Origin of the sequence: Salinarimonas soli (assembly GCF_008386575.1) — a bacterium.
Taxonomy (GTDB): domain Bacteria; phylum Pseudomonadota; class Alphaproteobacteria; order Rhizobiales; family Beijerinckiaceae; genus Salinarimonas_A; species Salinarimonas_A soli.
The window spans coordinates 43,068-55,797 of sequence record NZ_VUOA01000056.1; the positions used below are offsets into that span (position 1 = coordinate 43,068).

Here is a 12,730-nt window from a genome sequence, read left to right on the forward strand (position 1 = left end):
GGGTGATGCCTGCTCCTTGAGTGGCAGGTGCCTTGCACCAGCCCAGCGGAGCTTCCCCTCAGCTCCACCAGGTCCTCTCTCGTTTTATAATCCTGATGAAAATCAGGCACTTAGCGTGGAGCGGATTTGATCTGCGTACCCACGCCCGTACCCAGATCTCGTCCCCGTAATCCACAACGCCCGAGGCGTTGGATCCGGCATCCGATCCTTGCTTCGCCCGACATCACCCGCGAGCGCCGGCGGGGTCGCCCTGTGTCATACCTGGTGCCCAAGCAAATTCGCGAGCACGCGGGGCATGCGTAGGTCGGCGTCCGTCGGGTTCTCGTCGTCCGTGTCCCATACCGCCGATAAGCCGGCGTAGGCGAGCGCCCATAGAAGCAAGCGTTCACGGTCAAGGCGGGCAGCCTCCGAAATGATGGCCGCCTGTCGGACGAGGCGGACGGGATCCCGCGTCGACGGGAGCTCCGGGTTGCACAGGAGGCTGGCGAAGTCGTAGGTTTGCTCGCCCCGAAGCCCCTTGGGATCGATGGCGAGCCAGCCCCGGCCTTCCCCGAAATCGAGCACGTTACCGTGGTGCATGTCGCCGTGCAGCACGCCGACCTCGCGGGGCGAAGCGAGGAGCGTTCGGGCAGCCTCGGCACATCTCCCCAGGACGCCGCCATGGCGCGCGGCCGCGGGCCAAAGTTCGGCGAACCAGATGTCGAGCGGTACCAGGTCCGGGAGGGGGCGGTCCCTGGGCGTATGCAGGCGTGCCGCCACCCGACAGGCGATCCGGCTTGCATCATCATCCTGGTTGCCCATTGCCAGGGCGAGCAGGGAGCGGCCGCCTTTGGCACGCTCCAGCAGGATGGCCTCGCCCTCATGAGCAAGGACACTTGCGGCACCGTCGCCGTTCCACCAGGCCATGAGTGCCGCGCCGGCCCGCTCCTCGGGCGAGATCGCCACCTTCAGCATGGCTGGACGACCTCTCGCCAGAACGGGAAGGAGGCGGCTGCTTTGTGTCGTTATGGCCAGGCCGTCCGGGGTGAGATGCCAGCGGACAAGATGCTGGGCGAAGGGCTCGGCGGAGACGGCGTCGTGAGACATTCGGCCGTAGAGCGATGCCTTTCTTACCGGATATCACGCTTGAGGGCGTGAGCAAGGGGCCTGGCCTCTGTCCTGTCATGCGGTCCGGTGTGGATGCGGGCCAGCACCGGCCCGCCTAGATGAGCCCCCTACGAACCAGGGAGAGCGCCCATGAACTCCGGCCATCTCACCAAGCTCATCCGCATTCTCGGCATGCTCGGGTCTGACCATCCGGCGGAGAGGGCTGCCGCCGCCCTAGCGGCGCATCGGCTGGTCCGCAGCCAGGGCACAACGTGACATGCCCTGCTCAGGCCGCCGCAGCCCGTCCCAGGCCAGGTCGTGGTCCGAACCGTCTACGAGTGGGGCGTCGACCATGCCCGAGCCGCCGAGGCGCGCCTCCGCCAAGTCCGGGACGAGAACGAGCGCCTGCGCCGGGATCTCCAACGCATCCGGGGGCGAATGGCCTAAGTCTCCGGCCTGCATGGTAGCGGGTTGTGGGTAGCGTTACCCGTAACTCGCTACCCACCGAGTCGTCCCGTCTCCGCCGCGGACACAGCGGAATGGCTGGGGTGCCCGCGGAGCTACCTCTCAAGCTGGCCGCAATGGGATCACCTTTGCAGTGGGCCGCGCGGCGGCCGTGACCTCCGACACCGCAACCAGAAGAGCCGCAGGCTCGTAGGGCTTGGACAGCAACCGGAAGCCTTCGCGCTGTGCCTTGGCGCTTTCGGAGCTGTAGCCGGTGGCGAGCAAGATGGGCAGATCGGGCCATCGACGCCGGATGATGCGGGCCAGCTCGACGCCGTCGATCCCGCCCGGCATCACCAGATCCGAGAACACCAGGTCGACGTTTGCATCGACCGTGAGACGGTCCAGCGCGTCCCGTCCCGTCGTAGCCGCCACGACCTCGTGCCCGGCCTCCTGCAGTAGCTCGGTCGCGAGTTCCGCCACCTGCTTGTTGTCCTCGACGAGCAGGATGCGAAGTGCCTGTCCGCGCTCCATAGAGGCCATTGGAGCTGTCGCCGACAGCATCGGGGCTGGTCGGGACGCTCGCGGGAGCATGATCATGAGCGTCGTCCCGCGCCCCGGCTCGCTCATGATGTCGACCGAGCCACCCGACTGCTGCACGAAGCCGTAGACCTGGGCAAGCCCGAGCCCCGTGCCCTTGCCGGTCTCCTTCGTGGTGAAGAACGGCTCGAAGACGCGCGGCAGGTCCTCCGGCGCGATACCCGTGCCGGTGTCGGTCACCTGGATGGTGACACCCTCGGCCCCGTTGGCCTCCTGCGACACCCGGTTCTGGGCACGGACGCGGAACGCGCCGCCGCCCGGCATGGCGTCGCGCGCGTTCACGGCAAGGTTGATGAGCGCGGATTGCAGCTGGGTCGGGTCGACCTGAACGGGCCACAGCCCCTCGGCGACGTCGATCTCCAGAGCGATGTTCCCGCGCAATGACTGGGCGAGAAGTCCGTCCATGCGTCCGAAAAGCGCGGCGAGGTCGACGACCTCCGGCTTGAGCGGCTGGCGGCGCGAGAACGCCAGGAGCTGGCCCGTGAGCCGGCGTCCCTGCTCGACGGCCGCGAGGGCATTCTCAATCATACGCGGCGCCCGCTCGGGCTTGGCCCGCCGGAGCATGTCGAGGTTGCCCATCACGACGGTCAGGAGGTTGTTGAAGTCGTGCGCAATGCCACCGGTGAGCTGGCCCACGGTCTCCATGCGTTCGGACCGGCGGAGGCGCTCCTCCATCCGGCGCTGCTCGGTGAGGTCCATCGAGGTCGCGAAGATTTTGGCAACCCGTCCGTCCCGATCCACGAGCGGCGCCAGCACCGTCCGGCGCACGACCTCTCCGACGGGTGCCCGGATGACAGCCTCGTACTCGACGAGGGTTCGGGTCGTAACGCACTCGCGGTAGCGCTCCAAGAGGAAGGGCGCTTGCGCCGGGAACAGCTCGGTCGCCTGACGCCCGATGAATGCCTCGCGCTGGAAGCCGAGAGAGCGCAGCACGGCCGGGTTGGCGTCCTCGTAGATGAAGGCGCCGTCGGGCCTCACGTCGATGAGGGTCAGATCGAGAGGAGAATGCTCGAACAGGGCGCTGTAGCGGTCCCGCCCCGCCTTGATCTCGGCCTCGGCCTCCCGCGCATCGGTGATGTCGCGGTTCGAGCCCAGGATACGCACGATCCGGCCCGTGGCGTCCCGGATCGGCACGAGCGTCACGGCCCAGACGCCACGACGCGCCGCGAAGGCGAACGAGCGCTCGTAGGAGATCGGCTCGCCGGCGGCGAGACACTCGCGCAGCCGCCCTTCAATCAGCGGCAGCAGGGCCGGGGGCACCACCTCGGCAAGCGGCAACCCCCGGGCTTCCTCGGCGGGCTTGCCCATCAGGATCTCGATGGCCGGGTTGTAGGTCTCGACGAGGAGCTCCGCGTCCGAGGTGACCTGGACGACGAACAGGCCGTCAGTGTTGAACCGGAACACGCTCGAATAGAGCGCCTCGCGGTCGGCCAGCACCGCCTGACTGTCCTGTAGGCTCGCATTGGCCAGCGCGAGATCCCGAGTGCGCTCGGCTACGCGAGCCTCCAGCGTGGCGTTCGCCTCCTTGAGCGCTGCCGCGGCTTGGCCGCGTTCCGCCTCGCGCTGGCCGACGGCCGCGCAGGCGTCCTGGAAGGCGCGCCGGAGAGCCGCCGTCTCCTGGGTATCGGGCACAGACCCAGCAGGGGACGCCGGCGCCCAGTCTCCGTGGGCGAGCGCCTCGGCATCGGCCACCAGGGCCTCGACTGGGCGGGCGATCCGCCGGGCGACGTGGACTGCCAGCGCCGCCCCGAGGATGCCCAGAAGCCCGGCAGCGCCGGCGAGGTATAAGGCAAGCTGCTTGATCCCTGCCGAGAGTTCCGCCCGGGGAACGGCTAGGATCGTCGTCCACCCCGAAGCCGGGGATCGGGAGAGCGCCAGCACCGTCTCGACACCGGTGAGATTGACGCTTTCGAACACGCCCTGGCTGACGCCGGCCTTGATGCGTTCGAGGTTGTCACCCGTAGCGGGCCGGCCCACGAATCGCTGGTGATCGGGGGATCTCGCCACGACCGCTCCGTTGCGGTCGACGATGGCGCCGACCCACCCGTTCGGGAGTGCCTGATCGGCTAGGATCCGGGCCACCGTGTCGGCCTGCATGATGACGGAAAGGTGGCGCTGGCGGCCACCGCCCACATCGACCAGGATGTCGACTGAAACGGTCGGCTGCTTTGCCACCGTGCCCGTGAACAGGTTGCTGATCCGGATCTGTCCAGGCTCAACGCCCTGCCGGTAAGCCGTTCCGGGGCTGGGAAGGGTGCTGCCGGGCGGCAGGCGGGTGTTGACGATTTGGTGGCCGTCCTCCTCGACCACGACCCAGGCTCCCGGGATCCGGACGGCCTCCCGGGCCAGCGTATCGAAGCCGGCATAGTTGCCCATCCGGAGCATGGGGGACGCGGACAGTGACCAGAGCAGGGCCTCGGCCTGCCCGAGCTGCCGGTCGACGGTGAGGGACAGGGCGCGAGCTGTCTCCTGAAGGTGCTTCTCCACCTCCAGCCGGCCGTGGCGGTAGCCGGCGTAGAGCATTAGGGCAGACGCGCAGAGGGCCGGGACGAGGATCGCCAGCGCGAGCAGGACGAGGCGCGACCGTAGGGAGGGCAGTCGGGCTGGTTGGCTCAAGGGGATCCGTTCCTCACCTGCGAGACATAGCGCCACCCGGGTCGTTCGACCATGCGTCACACCTTGCAATCGAGAAAACGGTCACTGGCCCTGCACCACCGCCTCGACAGTGCAAGTCACCCCCTCCGGATCGAAGGCGAGGCGTACCTCGCCGTTCAGGTCCTGAGCGAGAAGGCGCTCGATTAACCGGGACCCGAAGCCCCGCCGCTCTGGGGGGCGGACCGGCGGGCCGCCCCGCTCCGTCCACGTGAGCTTCAGCTGCGTCCCCTGCTCGTCGACGGACCAGGTGATCGAGACGCGACCGGTCGGCGTGGAGAGCGCGCCGTACTTGGCGGCGTTCGTGCACAGCTCGCCCAGCGCCAGGGCGAGAGACACGCTCATATTCGGCGGCAGGATGATGTCCGGCCCTGCGACCACGACGCGGTCGGTCCCGGTCTCGGCGTACGGCGCAAGAGCCTGGTCAACGATCTCCCGAAGCGACGCACCGGTCCAGTTCCGCCGTGTGAGGAGGTCGTTGGCGCGTGACAGAGCGAGGAGACGCACCTCGAAGGCTTGGCTCGGCCCGCCCTCGGTCCCGTCACGGAAGCTCTGGCGCGCCAATGCCTGCACGGTCGCGAGCGTGTTCTTCACGCGGTGGTTCAGCTCATTGATGAGCAGGTCCTGGCGGCTCTCCGCCCGCTTGCGCTCGGTCACGTCAAGGACGACGCCGATGACTCGCTCCGGCGCCTGCGCTACCGAGAGGATGATTTCAGCCCGCAGCATAAGCCACCGGACGTCGCCGTCTGGCCAGACATAGCGGTATTCCGCCTCGAAGAAACGGTCGCCCCGTTGCAGGGCCGCAGTGCCGATCTCCTGCAGGCGCTCCTGCTCCCCGGGGTAGTACCGGGCCCGCATTTCGCTGGCCGTTGGAGTCGCTTCGGGCGGAAAGCCCAGCAGGCGGTTCAGCTCGGGCGAGCCCTGCACCGAGTCGGTCGCGACGTCGTACTCCCACACCGCCATCCGGCCAGCCTCGACGGCAAGAACAAGCCGGCGCTCGCTCGCGCGGACGGCTTCCTCCGCCTGCTTTCGTTCGGTGATGTCCTGGATAGTGCCGACGTAGCGCACGGCCCGCTCGAACTCGCCAACCTTCGAGAACACGGCCTCACCATGGGCCAGAAGCCAGCGGACCTGACCGTCGCTCGGGCGGATGATGCGGTACTCGTACGGGCGCCTGTCACGCTGCTCGGGGTCCGTGGCCCGTCGAGCCTGGGCCGACGTTTCAGGATAGTCGTCCGGGTGGGTCGCGTCCCGGACCTGCTCGAAGGTGACGGGCAGGCCGGGCGAAAAGCCGTACACGGCCTTGGCCCGCTCCGAATACACCATCTCGTTCGTGACGAGGTTCCAGTCCCACACACCGATCTCGGCCGCGGTCGTGGCGATCTCCAAGCGTGCCTGGCTCTGGCGAAGCGCCTCCTCCGTTCGTCGAACCGGGGTGATGTTGCGGAACGAGATCGCCAGGCCGGACCGGTAGCGCGACACCCGGAACAGCACAACGCTATCGGCGCGGGCGATGGAGGCGGTCTCGAACACGTCGGCAACGCCGGTTTCGAGCACCTGCCGAAAACGCCGGTCGAACTCGCCGCCGACCTGGCCCGGGAATAGGTCCCAGATGCAACGGCCCAACACCTCGGCCCGCTTGAGGCCGAAGTGCTCCTCCGCGGCCCGGTTGAACAGGGTGACGCAAAAGTCAGCGTCGAGGGCGTAGAACGGGTCAAGCAGCCCATCGACCAGGGCAGCCGCGTCGTCACCTACATCGAAGGCATGTACCTCCGATGTGCTCGCGAGTACCTTTCCTAGAGAAATCACGGCTGCTGGTGTTGTCATTCGCGCTGTCTGCTCGTACCGGATCTAAACCATAGCTTACCCATGCCGCTTGGCTATAAGCGGATCAACCCCGCGCGGGGCCGTTGAGCGCCCTGGGGACAGCCCTGCCGCTCGTCCGTCAGCGGCGGGAAGCGCCTCGCACGACGGCTCCCCCGCGACGGCCCCTAGCCCTTCGTTCCCGTCCTTTGGCTCGGACTACCAGTCAAGGCATCCTCGTTGTGAGCCGCTGACGCCAGCACTCCGTCGAGAGCTCCTGCAAGTTCCTGCAGGTCGTAGGGCTTTCGCAGGAGGGTGAACCCCTCTGCAACGGCTTCATCGGCAACCGCGGAATAGCCCGTCACCAGAAGGATCGGCAACCCAGGATGCCGGGCGCGCACCTCGCGGGCAAGGTCGAGGCCCGTGACGCCGCCGGGCATGACAACGTCCGACACCATCACCACGTACGAGCCGGATCCGAGGCGCTCCAGCGCCCTGCCGGCATCCGGGACCACGTCGATCTCGAACCCTAGGTCGCGCAGGTGGCCAGCGCTCACTTCCGCAACGTCGCTATTATCCTCGACCAGGAGCGCCCGCCCACGCCCTACGCTGGGGGTTATGGGCTTCGACACCGGGGCATGCTCGGTCGTCTCAAGGCAACGGGGCAGGACAAGCCTGAAGGTAGTTCGTCCCGGGCGGCTCTCGACCGTGATCTCTCCCGCCGACTGCTGGGCGAAGCCATAGACCTGGGACAGCCCGAGGCCCGTGCCCTTGCCGACGTCCTTAGTCGTGAAGAACGGTTCGAAGATCCGCGGCAGAACTTCGGGTGGGATGCCCGCGCCCGTGTCGGACACGGTGAGCGCGACCCGGTCGCCTGTTCCGCCAGGTTGGTTGCGAGCCGAAATCTCGATGCGTCCGCCTCTGGGCATTGCATCCCTGGCGTTCATCGCCAGGTTCAGCACCGCGATCTCGAACTCTCCCGGATCGACCCGCACCCGCCATAGATCCTCTGGGGCGTCGACGACGAGCTCGATGTCGCCGCGGAGCGAACTCCGCAGCATGTCGCTCATGCCGGACAGCGCATCGGGCAGGCTGACGACCTGCGGCGCCAGCGCCTGCCGGCGCGAGAAGACGAGGAGCTGTCGCGTGAGCCCTTCCGCGCGCTTGGCAGCGGCGCCGATCATGTCGAGGGTGCGCCGCTGGCGCGGGTCGACGAGGTCGCGTCGCAGCCGGTCGACGCCGCCGCTCACCACCATCAGCAGGTTGTTGAAGTCGTGGGCGATGCCGCCCGTCATCTGCCCGACCGCTTCCAGGCGCTGGGCCTGCTGGAGCGCTCCCTCGGCCGCCTCGCGCCGGGCTGCCTCCTCGTACAGGGTGCGGGTGCGCCGGAGTGCCAACCAGCTGATCCCGATCAGGACGAGAGTGGCGGGCAGGCCGAACGCGAGCTGGCTCGCCAGGGCGGACAGCCACTCGGCGCGGATCGTCGCCGTCGAGATGCCGGCCTGGACATAAACGGGGTAGCCCGGGAGCTTGCGGTAGACGAACCTGCGCTCAATCCTATCGACCTGGGACGTGGCATCGAACGTGCCGCCCTCGGGCTGGGTCCGGATAGATCGGGCGAAGACGGAGTTGGCGTCGAGGCGAACCGGCCTGTCGTCGGGGGACGGGTAGCGGGCCAGGAACTCGCCGTCCGCCCGGACCAAGGCAAACTGGTCGGCAATCGAGCCGGCGAGGCGGGCGTAGAACTCCTTGATCGCAGATGGATACACAGCGGCGGCGGTCACACCCGTAAACCGCCCGTCCGGGCTATGCCGGCGTCTGCTGACGTTGAAAAACAGGTTGCCCGTGACGCGCGAGACGAGGACCTGGTCGATGTAGGTGCCGATGTCGCGCTCGACATGGGCCGTGTAATAGCCGCGGTCGGTCACGTCGGTCCGCGGCACGGGCGAGACGACGCTGGTGACCAGCGCGCGTCCGTCCGCGTCGAAGATCCAGACCGACTGGATCTGGCGTAGGGACTCCGAGATCTGCCTCAGGCGCGCGCCGATGCGCGCCTCGTCGCGCCTGATATCCTCGTCTGAGAGCCCCCGCACGATCTCGTCGGTCTCGGCAAGGCTGCGCTCGACCGTCTCGAAGACGCGCAGCGCGTGCTCCTGGAGCACCTCGACGGCGCGCCCGAGACGGTCCTCGGCGTTGCGCAGGGCAGCCGCATGGTTGAACCAGGCCGCGTAGGCGAACAGGGCCATGGGCACCAGGATGGTGGCCGCCAGGAGCAGGCGCATGAGCCCGACGGCGCGGGCGTGCTCCGGACGTAGCGCGCGCTTCTGGTCAGGCATCACGGAACCAGCCGGACGCGAACGCCACACGGGGGCGCTGCCTGCGCCCGGGTACTCGTTGCGCGCGGAACGGTGTGCAAGCGGGATCATCCTTGTCGTGGGTCGGCCCCGTCCGGACGGGCCGGCGCCAGTGCGCGCGGCATGCAGCGCGGGTCGCCACGAACCTAACGGATCGGATCGATCACGGGTAGATGCCCGCGAGGTCCGGGACGGTAGAACCAGTGTTTGGTCACGGCGTTAGCCTGGGGTACTCGGCCTGGAGGCACGCCACTTGGACATCGTCACCGTCGTCGGCTACCTCGCGGCGTTATGCTCGACCACGAGCTTCGCGCCGCAGGCCTGGCGCATCGTGAAAACCCGCGACACAAGCGCCATCTCCTCCAAGATGTACATCATCACGGTTGTTGGCTTCGCCCTGTGGCTCGCCTACGGGATCATAAAAGGCGAGTGGCCGCTCACCCTGACCAACGGGATCTGCCTTGCGCTCTCGGCCTTCATCCTCGTTATGAAGCTCCTGCCCCAGCGCAAGAAGGAGCAGATCGCGGACACGTTGGGCCCTTCGGCGTCGTAGGCGAGGCTGAACCAGCAAGCTCGATGCATCACAGGTGGAAGCGGCCCACCAGTCGCTTTAGTCGTTCCGGCAGCGGCTCTCGGACCAGACCCCCGTATGATCTCCTAAGCATCTCGCCAAAAGCAGAGAGAAGCCCACGGTGGAGAGCGGCGGGCTCGGTGCCGGAAGATCGGAAACCAGGATCGTCGCCGTTTGTCATGTCCATACCCACCAGGGCGCCGTCTGAGCCGGCACTGAGGTGGGAACACCGCTGGTCTACTCCTGTTCCTGGGCGTCATGACGTCCGCCGGGAAGTGCACGCCGACGGTTCGGCCTGCATTGCGGCCAAACCGCCCGAGCGGGACATTGGCTTATATCCGCCGCTCCCCTGGCCACAGGGCTTGGGAACGGTCTTCGACGGCGTGGCGTTGGAGCGAGCCCAGGGATGATCTGCATCCCCGATCCCGGTTTCGTCCATGCACTTGAACCTGTCCCGGCTTGACCGCTTGCGTCGGGCTCATCCGGCACCGACGCGCGACGTGGATCTGAGGGACGAGCTCGTCGCCTTCCTGCCTTCGCTGCGGGCCTTCGCGATCTCGTTGTGCGGCAATCCGGACGTGGCCGACGACCTCGTTCAGGACACGGTGGAACGAGCCTGGCGGGCCCGGGACCGCTTCGAGCCTGGGACCAACGTCCATGCCTGGCTCTTCACAATCTTGCGCAACGCGTTCCTCTCGCGGTGCCGGAAGGCGGGGCGGGAGATCGACGACCCGGAGGGCATCCATGCGGGGCGGATCGCCACGCCCGCGGCCCAGGAGGCGTGGCTCGACCTCGCCGACCTACGTCGGGCGCTCGCGGAGCTCTCGGTTGAGCTGAGGGAAGCCATCCTGCTGGTCGGCGCGGAGGGCCTCTCTTACCAAGAAGCGGCGGAGATCATGGGATGCCCGCTCGGGACGGCGAAGAGCAGGGTCTGCCGCGCCCGTGCCCACTTGGCTGCGATCCTGGGTGTCGTCCCTATCGAAGAGGTGGGCCCAGGCACCGCCCTGTGCGCAGCGTGAGAACGCGGTTCCAAGAAGCCTGAAACGCTTGGGCCCGGTGCTGGGCGGTGTCAGGCAAGAACCGGCATTAGCCAGAGACCGGGGACGAGTGCCTCCGGAGAGCGGAGGAGCGCTCAAGGTCGGCGGCACGTAGGTGGTGTGAACCGATCCGTGACACCGGTGCGTTGGAGCACTCGACGGGCCTCAGGTCCAAAGCGAGCCACTTTCCTACGGCCAAGGCTCCTGCTAGACGCACTGCTCCAACCTGGAGGTCTCCTGACGTTATCCACTGACGAGCGCGGCCCGACGCCAGCCCCGACCGGTGCCCCCCGCGCGCCCTGGCCCTCATCCCTCGTCAGCAAATACACGCAGGAGCCAACCATGCCGGTCGGTCCCAATCCGCTTTCCGTCTACCCCATCCCGTCGCAGCCCTCGATGGTGTTCCTCAAGGCCACCGTCTCGAACCCCCAAATCGAGGTCGGCGACTACACCTACTACCACTCCTTTGACGACCCGCTCTCGTTCGAGCAGAACGTGCGCTACGCCTTCCCCTTCATCGGCGACCGGCTCGTCATCGGCCGCTTTTGCTCCGTCGCGCACGGGGCGACGTTCATCCTGAACGGGGGCAACCACCTCACCGACACGGTGTCCTCGTACCCGCTCGGCATCTTCGGGCAGGGCTGGGAGCACGCACTTCCTGATGCTTGGCCAAACCGGGGTGGCATCACCATCGGGCACGATGTCTGGATCGGCTTCGAAGCGACGATCATGCCGGGCGTCACGGTCGGGCATGGAGCCGTGATCGCGGCCAAGAGCGTCGTTACCGCGGACGTGCCGCCCTACGCGGTCGTCGCCGGCAACCCCGCTCGTGTCATTCGCTTCCGGCACTCCGAGGCGGAGATCGCTACCCTGCTCGGTATCGCCTGGTGGAACTGGCCCATCGAGCGGGTCAGCGAATGCGCTCGGGTGATCGCAACCGGCAGCGTCACGGACCTGGAACGCTGGGTATCGACGGAATGTGACCGATGAGAGCCGCGTTACACCTACGTCCCTATTTATCTAAGGACCGGGAGGCCTGCCTCGCCATTTGGGAGGCCGCATCTCGGCAGGGACATCCATTCCTAGGCGCGGATGTGCTGGCGCGCCAGCGTGCGCTCGTGGGTGACGTGTACCTGCCTCGGGCCCGGACCGTCGTGGCGGAGCACGACGGTCGGATCCTCGGCTTCATCGGCCTCATCGACGCTTTCATCGGCGGCCTCTTCGTCGATCCTCAGGCTCACGGCACAGGCATCGGGGGCCAACTTGTCCTGCACGCGGCGGACCTCAAGGGTGAGATCGCAGTCGAGGTCTACGAGGCGAACCAGGGCGCACGGGCATTCTATGCGCGCCTGGGCTTCATCGCCGTGGGCCGCAGGGAGGTCGACGACGAGGGGCTCCCGCACCCTCTCATTCGCATGATCCGCCGCGCCGACGCCCCAATCCCCTCAACCGTGCTTGAGTTTGAAGGCGAGGATGGTGCCCGCAAGACACAAGGTGATGCTGTTGGCCACGATGAGCGGCATCTCGCCCTTGTGGACGCCGTAGGTGAGCCAGAGCGCGAGACCCGTCACCAGGACGAGGAACATCTTGAGCGAGATGTCCTTGGTAGTCCGGGTGCGCCAGACCTTTAGGACCTGCGGGACGTAAGCGGAGGTCGTGCACAGCGCGGCCGCGTAGCCGGCATAGTCGAGGAGGGCCATTGCTCTTGCTTATTTTGAGGGGAAGAAACTACTTAACCCAATCCTCGATTGTTCAGTTTCAGCTGAGCTGAAAAGAAAGCCAAAGGATCGCCTCCTCAACGTCCGTTTGTCACCGGTCGTCGAGGCGGCTCACTCTGTTCCTGCGTTGGGGGTCGGGCGAGGAGCGCGGGCTCGATGCCGGCGGACGAGCTGGCGGATGCCCTCAACACGTCGAGCGAGCTCATAGCGCGGTCCTCCGTACTGCGCCCCAGATAAGCCCGGTGGCGAGAGACAGCATCATGGTCCCGACCAGGAGGTCGAGCACGCGCCAACCGACGGGCCTGGCGAACAAAGGCGCCAGCACCCTAGCCCCGTAGCCCAGGGCCGCGAACCAGGCCGCGCTCGCGAGCGCGGCCCCAGCGATGAAGACGGGCTGGGCGGCCGGTGGGTGCGAGGCGCCGACGGACCCCACAAGGAGGACCGTATCGAGGTAGACGTGCGGGT

The 12,730-nt window shown here is 67.4% G+C and carries 10 protein-coding genes and 1 pseudogene; 5 read left to right on the forward strand and 6 right to left on the reverse strand.

Annotated elements, in window-relative coordinates:
* Positions 1 to 255: 255 nt before the first annotated feature.
* On the reverse strand, positions 256 to 1,086 hold the full coding sequence (locus F0L46_RS24845) for an aminoglycoside phosphotransferase family protein (protein ID WP_149822308.1): 831 nt from the start codon (positions 1,084 to 1,086) through the stop codon (positions 256 to 258).
* Positions 1,087 to 1,236: 150 nt separating this feature from the next.
* Here F0L46_RS24845 and F0L46_RS27130 point away from each other — a divergent pair, with 150 nt between their 5' ends.
* Positions 1,237 to 1,362, forward strand: a complete 126-nt coding sequence (locus F0L46_RS27130; protein ID WP_276315624.1) for a hypothetical protein — start codon at positions 1,237 to 1,239, stop codon at positions 1,360 to 1,362.
* 291 nt (positions 1,363 to 1,653) lie between these two features.
* Here the strand turns inward: F0L46_RS27130 and F0L46_RS24850 are convergent, their stop codons facing one another.
* The 3 genes from F0L46_RS24850 to F0L46_RS24860 all read right to left on the reverse strand — a co-directional run bounded on the left by F0L46_RS24850 (position 1,654) and on the right by F0L46_RS24860 (position 8,921).
* Positions 1,654 to 4,746, reverse strand: coding sequence for a PAS domain-containing protein (locus F0L46_RS24850; protein WP_149822309.1), 3,093 nt, complete (start codon positions 4,744 to 4,746; stop codon positions 1,654 to 1,656).
* A gap of 81 nt (positions 4,747 to 4,827) precedes the next feature.
* Positions 4,828 to 6,609, reverse strand: a complete 1,782-nt coding sequence (locus tag F0L46_RS24855) for a sensor histidine kinase (RefSeq protein ID WP_149822310.1) — start codon at positions 6,607 to 6,609, stop codon at positions 4,828 to 4,830.
* 164 nt (positions 6,610 to 6,773) lie between these two features.
* Entirely contained in the window at positions 6,774 to 8,921 is a 2,148-nt protein-coding gene (locus tag F0L46_RS24860) for a hybrid sensor histidine kinase/response regulator family protein (protein WP_188312140.1), read from the reverse strand.
* A gap of 271 nt (positions 8,922 to 9,192) precedes the next feature.
* Between F0L46_RS24860 and F0L46_RS24865 the strand changes: the two genes are divergently transcribed.
* From F0L46_RS24865 to F0L46_RS24880, 4 genes and pseudogenes are all read left to right on the forward strand, one after another.
* On the forward strand, positions 9,193 to 9,492 hold the full coding sequence (locus tag F0L46_RS24865) for a SemiSWEET family sugar transporter (RefSeq protein WP_149822312.1): 300 nt from the start codon (positions 9,193 to 9,195) through the stop codon (positions 9,490 to 9,492).
* Positions 9,493 to 10,010: 518 nt separating this feature from the next.
* Complete coding sequence (locus F0L46_RS24870) at positions 10,011 to 10,529, forward strand: sigma-70 family RNA polymerase sigma factor (RefSeq protein WP_240540151.1); 519 nt, start codon at positions 10,011 to 10,013, stop codon at positions 10,527 to 10,529.
* Positions 10,530 to 10,889: 360 nt separating this feature from the next.
* On the forward strand, positions 10,890 to 11,537 hold the full coding sequence (locus F0L46_RS24875; protein WP_149822314.1) for a CatB-related O-acetyltransferase: 648 nt from the start codon (positions 10,890 to 10,892) through the stop codon (positions 11,535 to 11,537).
* A pseudogene (locus F0L46_RS24880) lies at positions 11,534 to 11,890 on the forward strand (GNAT family N-acetyltransferase); the annotation flags it as partial. The gene F0L46_RS24875 and the pseudogene F0L46_RS24880, both read left to right, overlap by 4 nt.
* Before the next feature lie 102 nt (positions 11,891 to 11,992).
* Here the strand turns inward: F0L46_RS24880 and F0L46_RS24885 are convergent.
* Together F0L46_RS24885 and F0L46_RS24890 are read right to left on the reverse strand one after the other, a co-directional pair.
* Positions 11,993 to 12,247 (reverse strand): SemiSWEET transporter, encoded by a 255-nt coding sequence (locus F0L46_RS24885; RefSeq protein WP_149822315.1) that lies wholly within the window; start codon positions 12,245 to 12,247, stop codon positions 11,993 to 11,995.
* A gap of 220 nt (positions 12,248 to 12,467) precedes the next feature.
* A partial coding sequence (locus tag F0L46_RS24890; protein WP_188312141.1) for a LysE family transporter occupies positions 12,468 to 12,730 on the reverse strand: 263 nt, incomplete at its 5' end.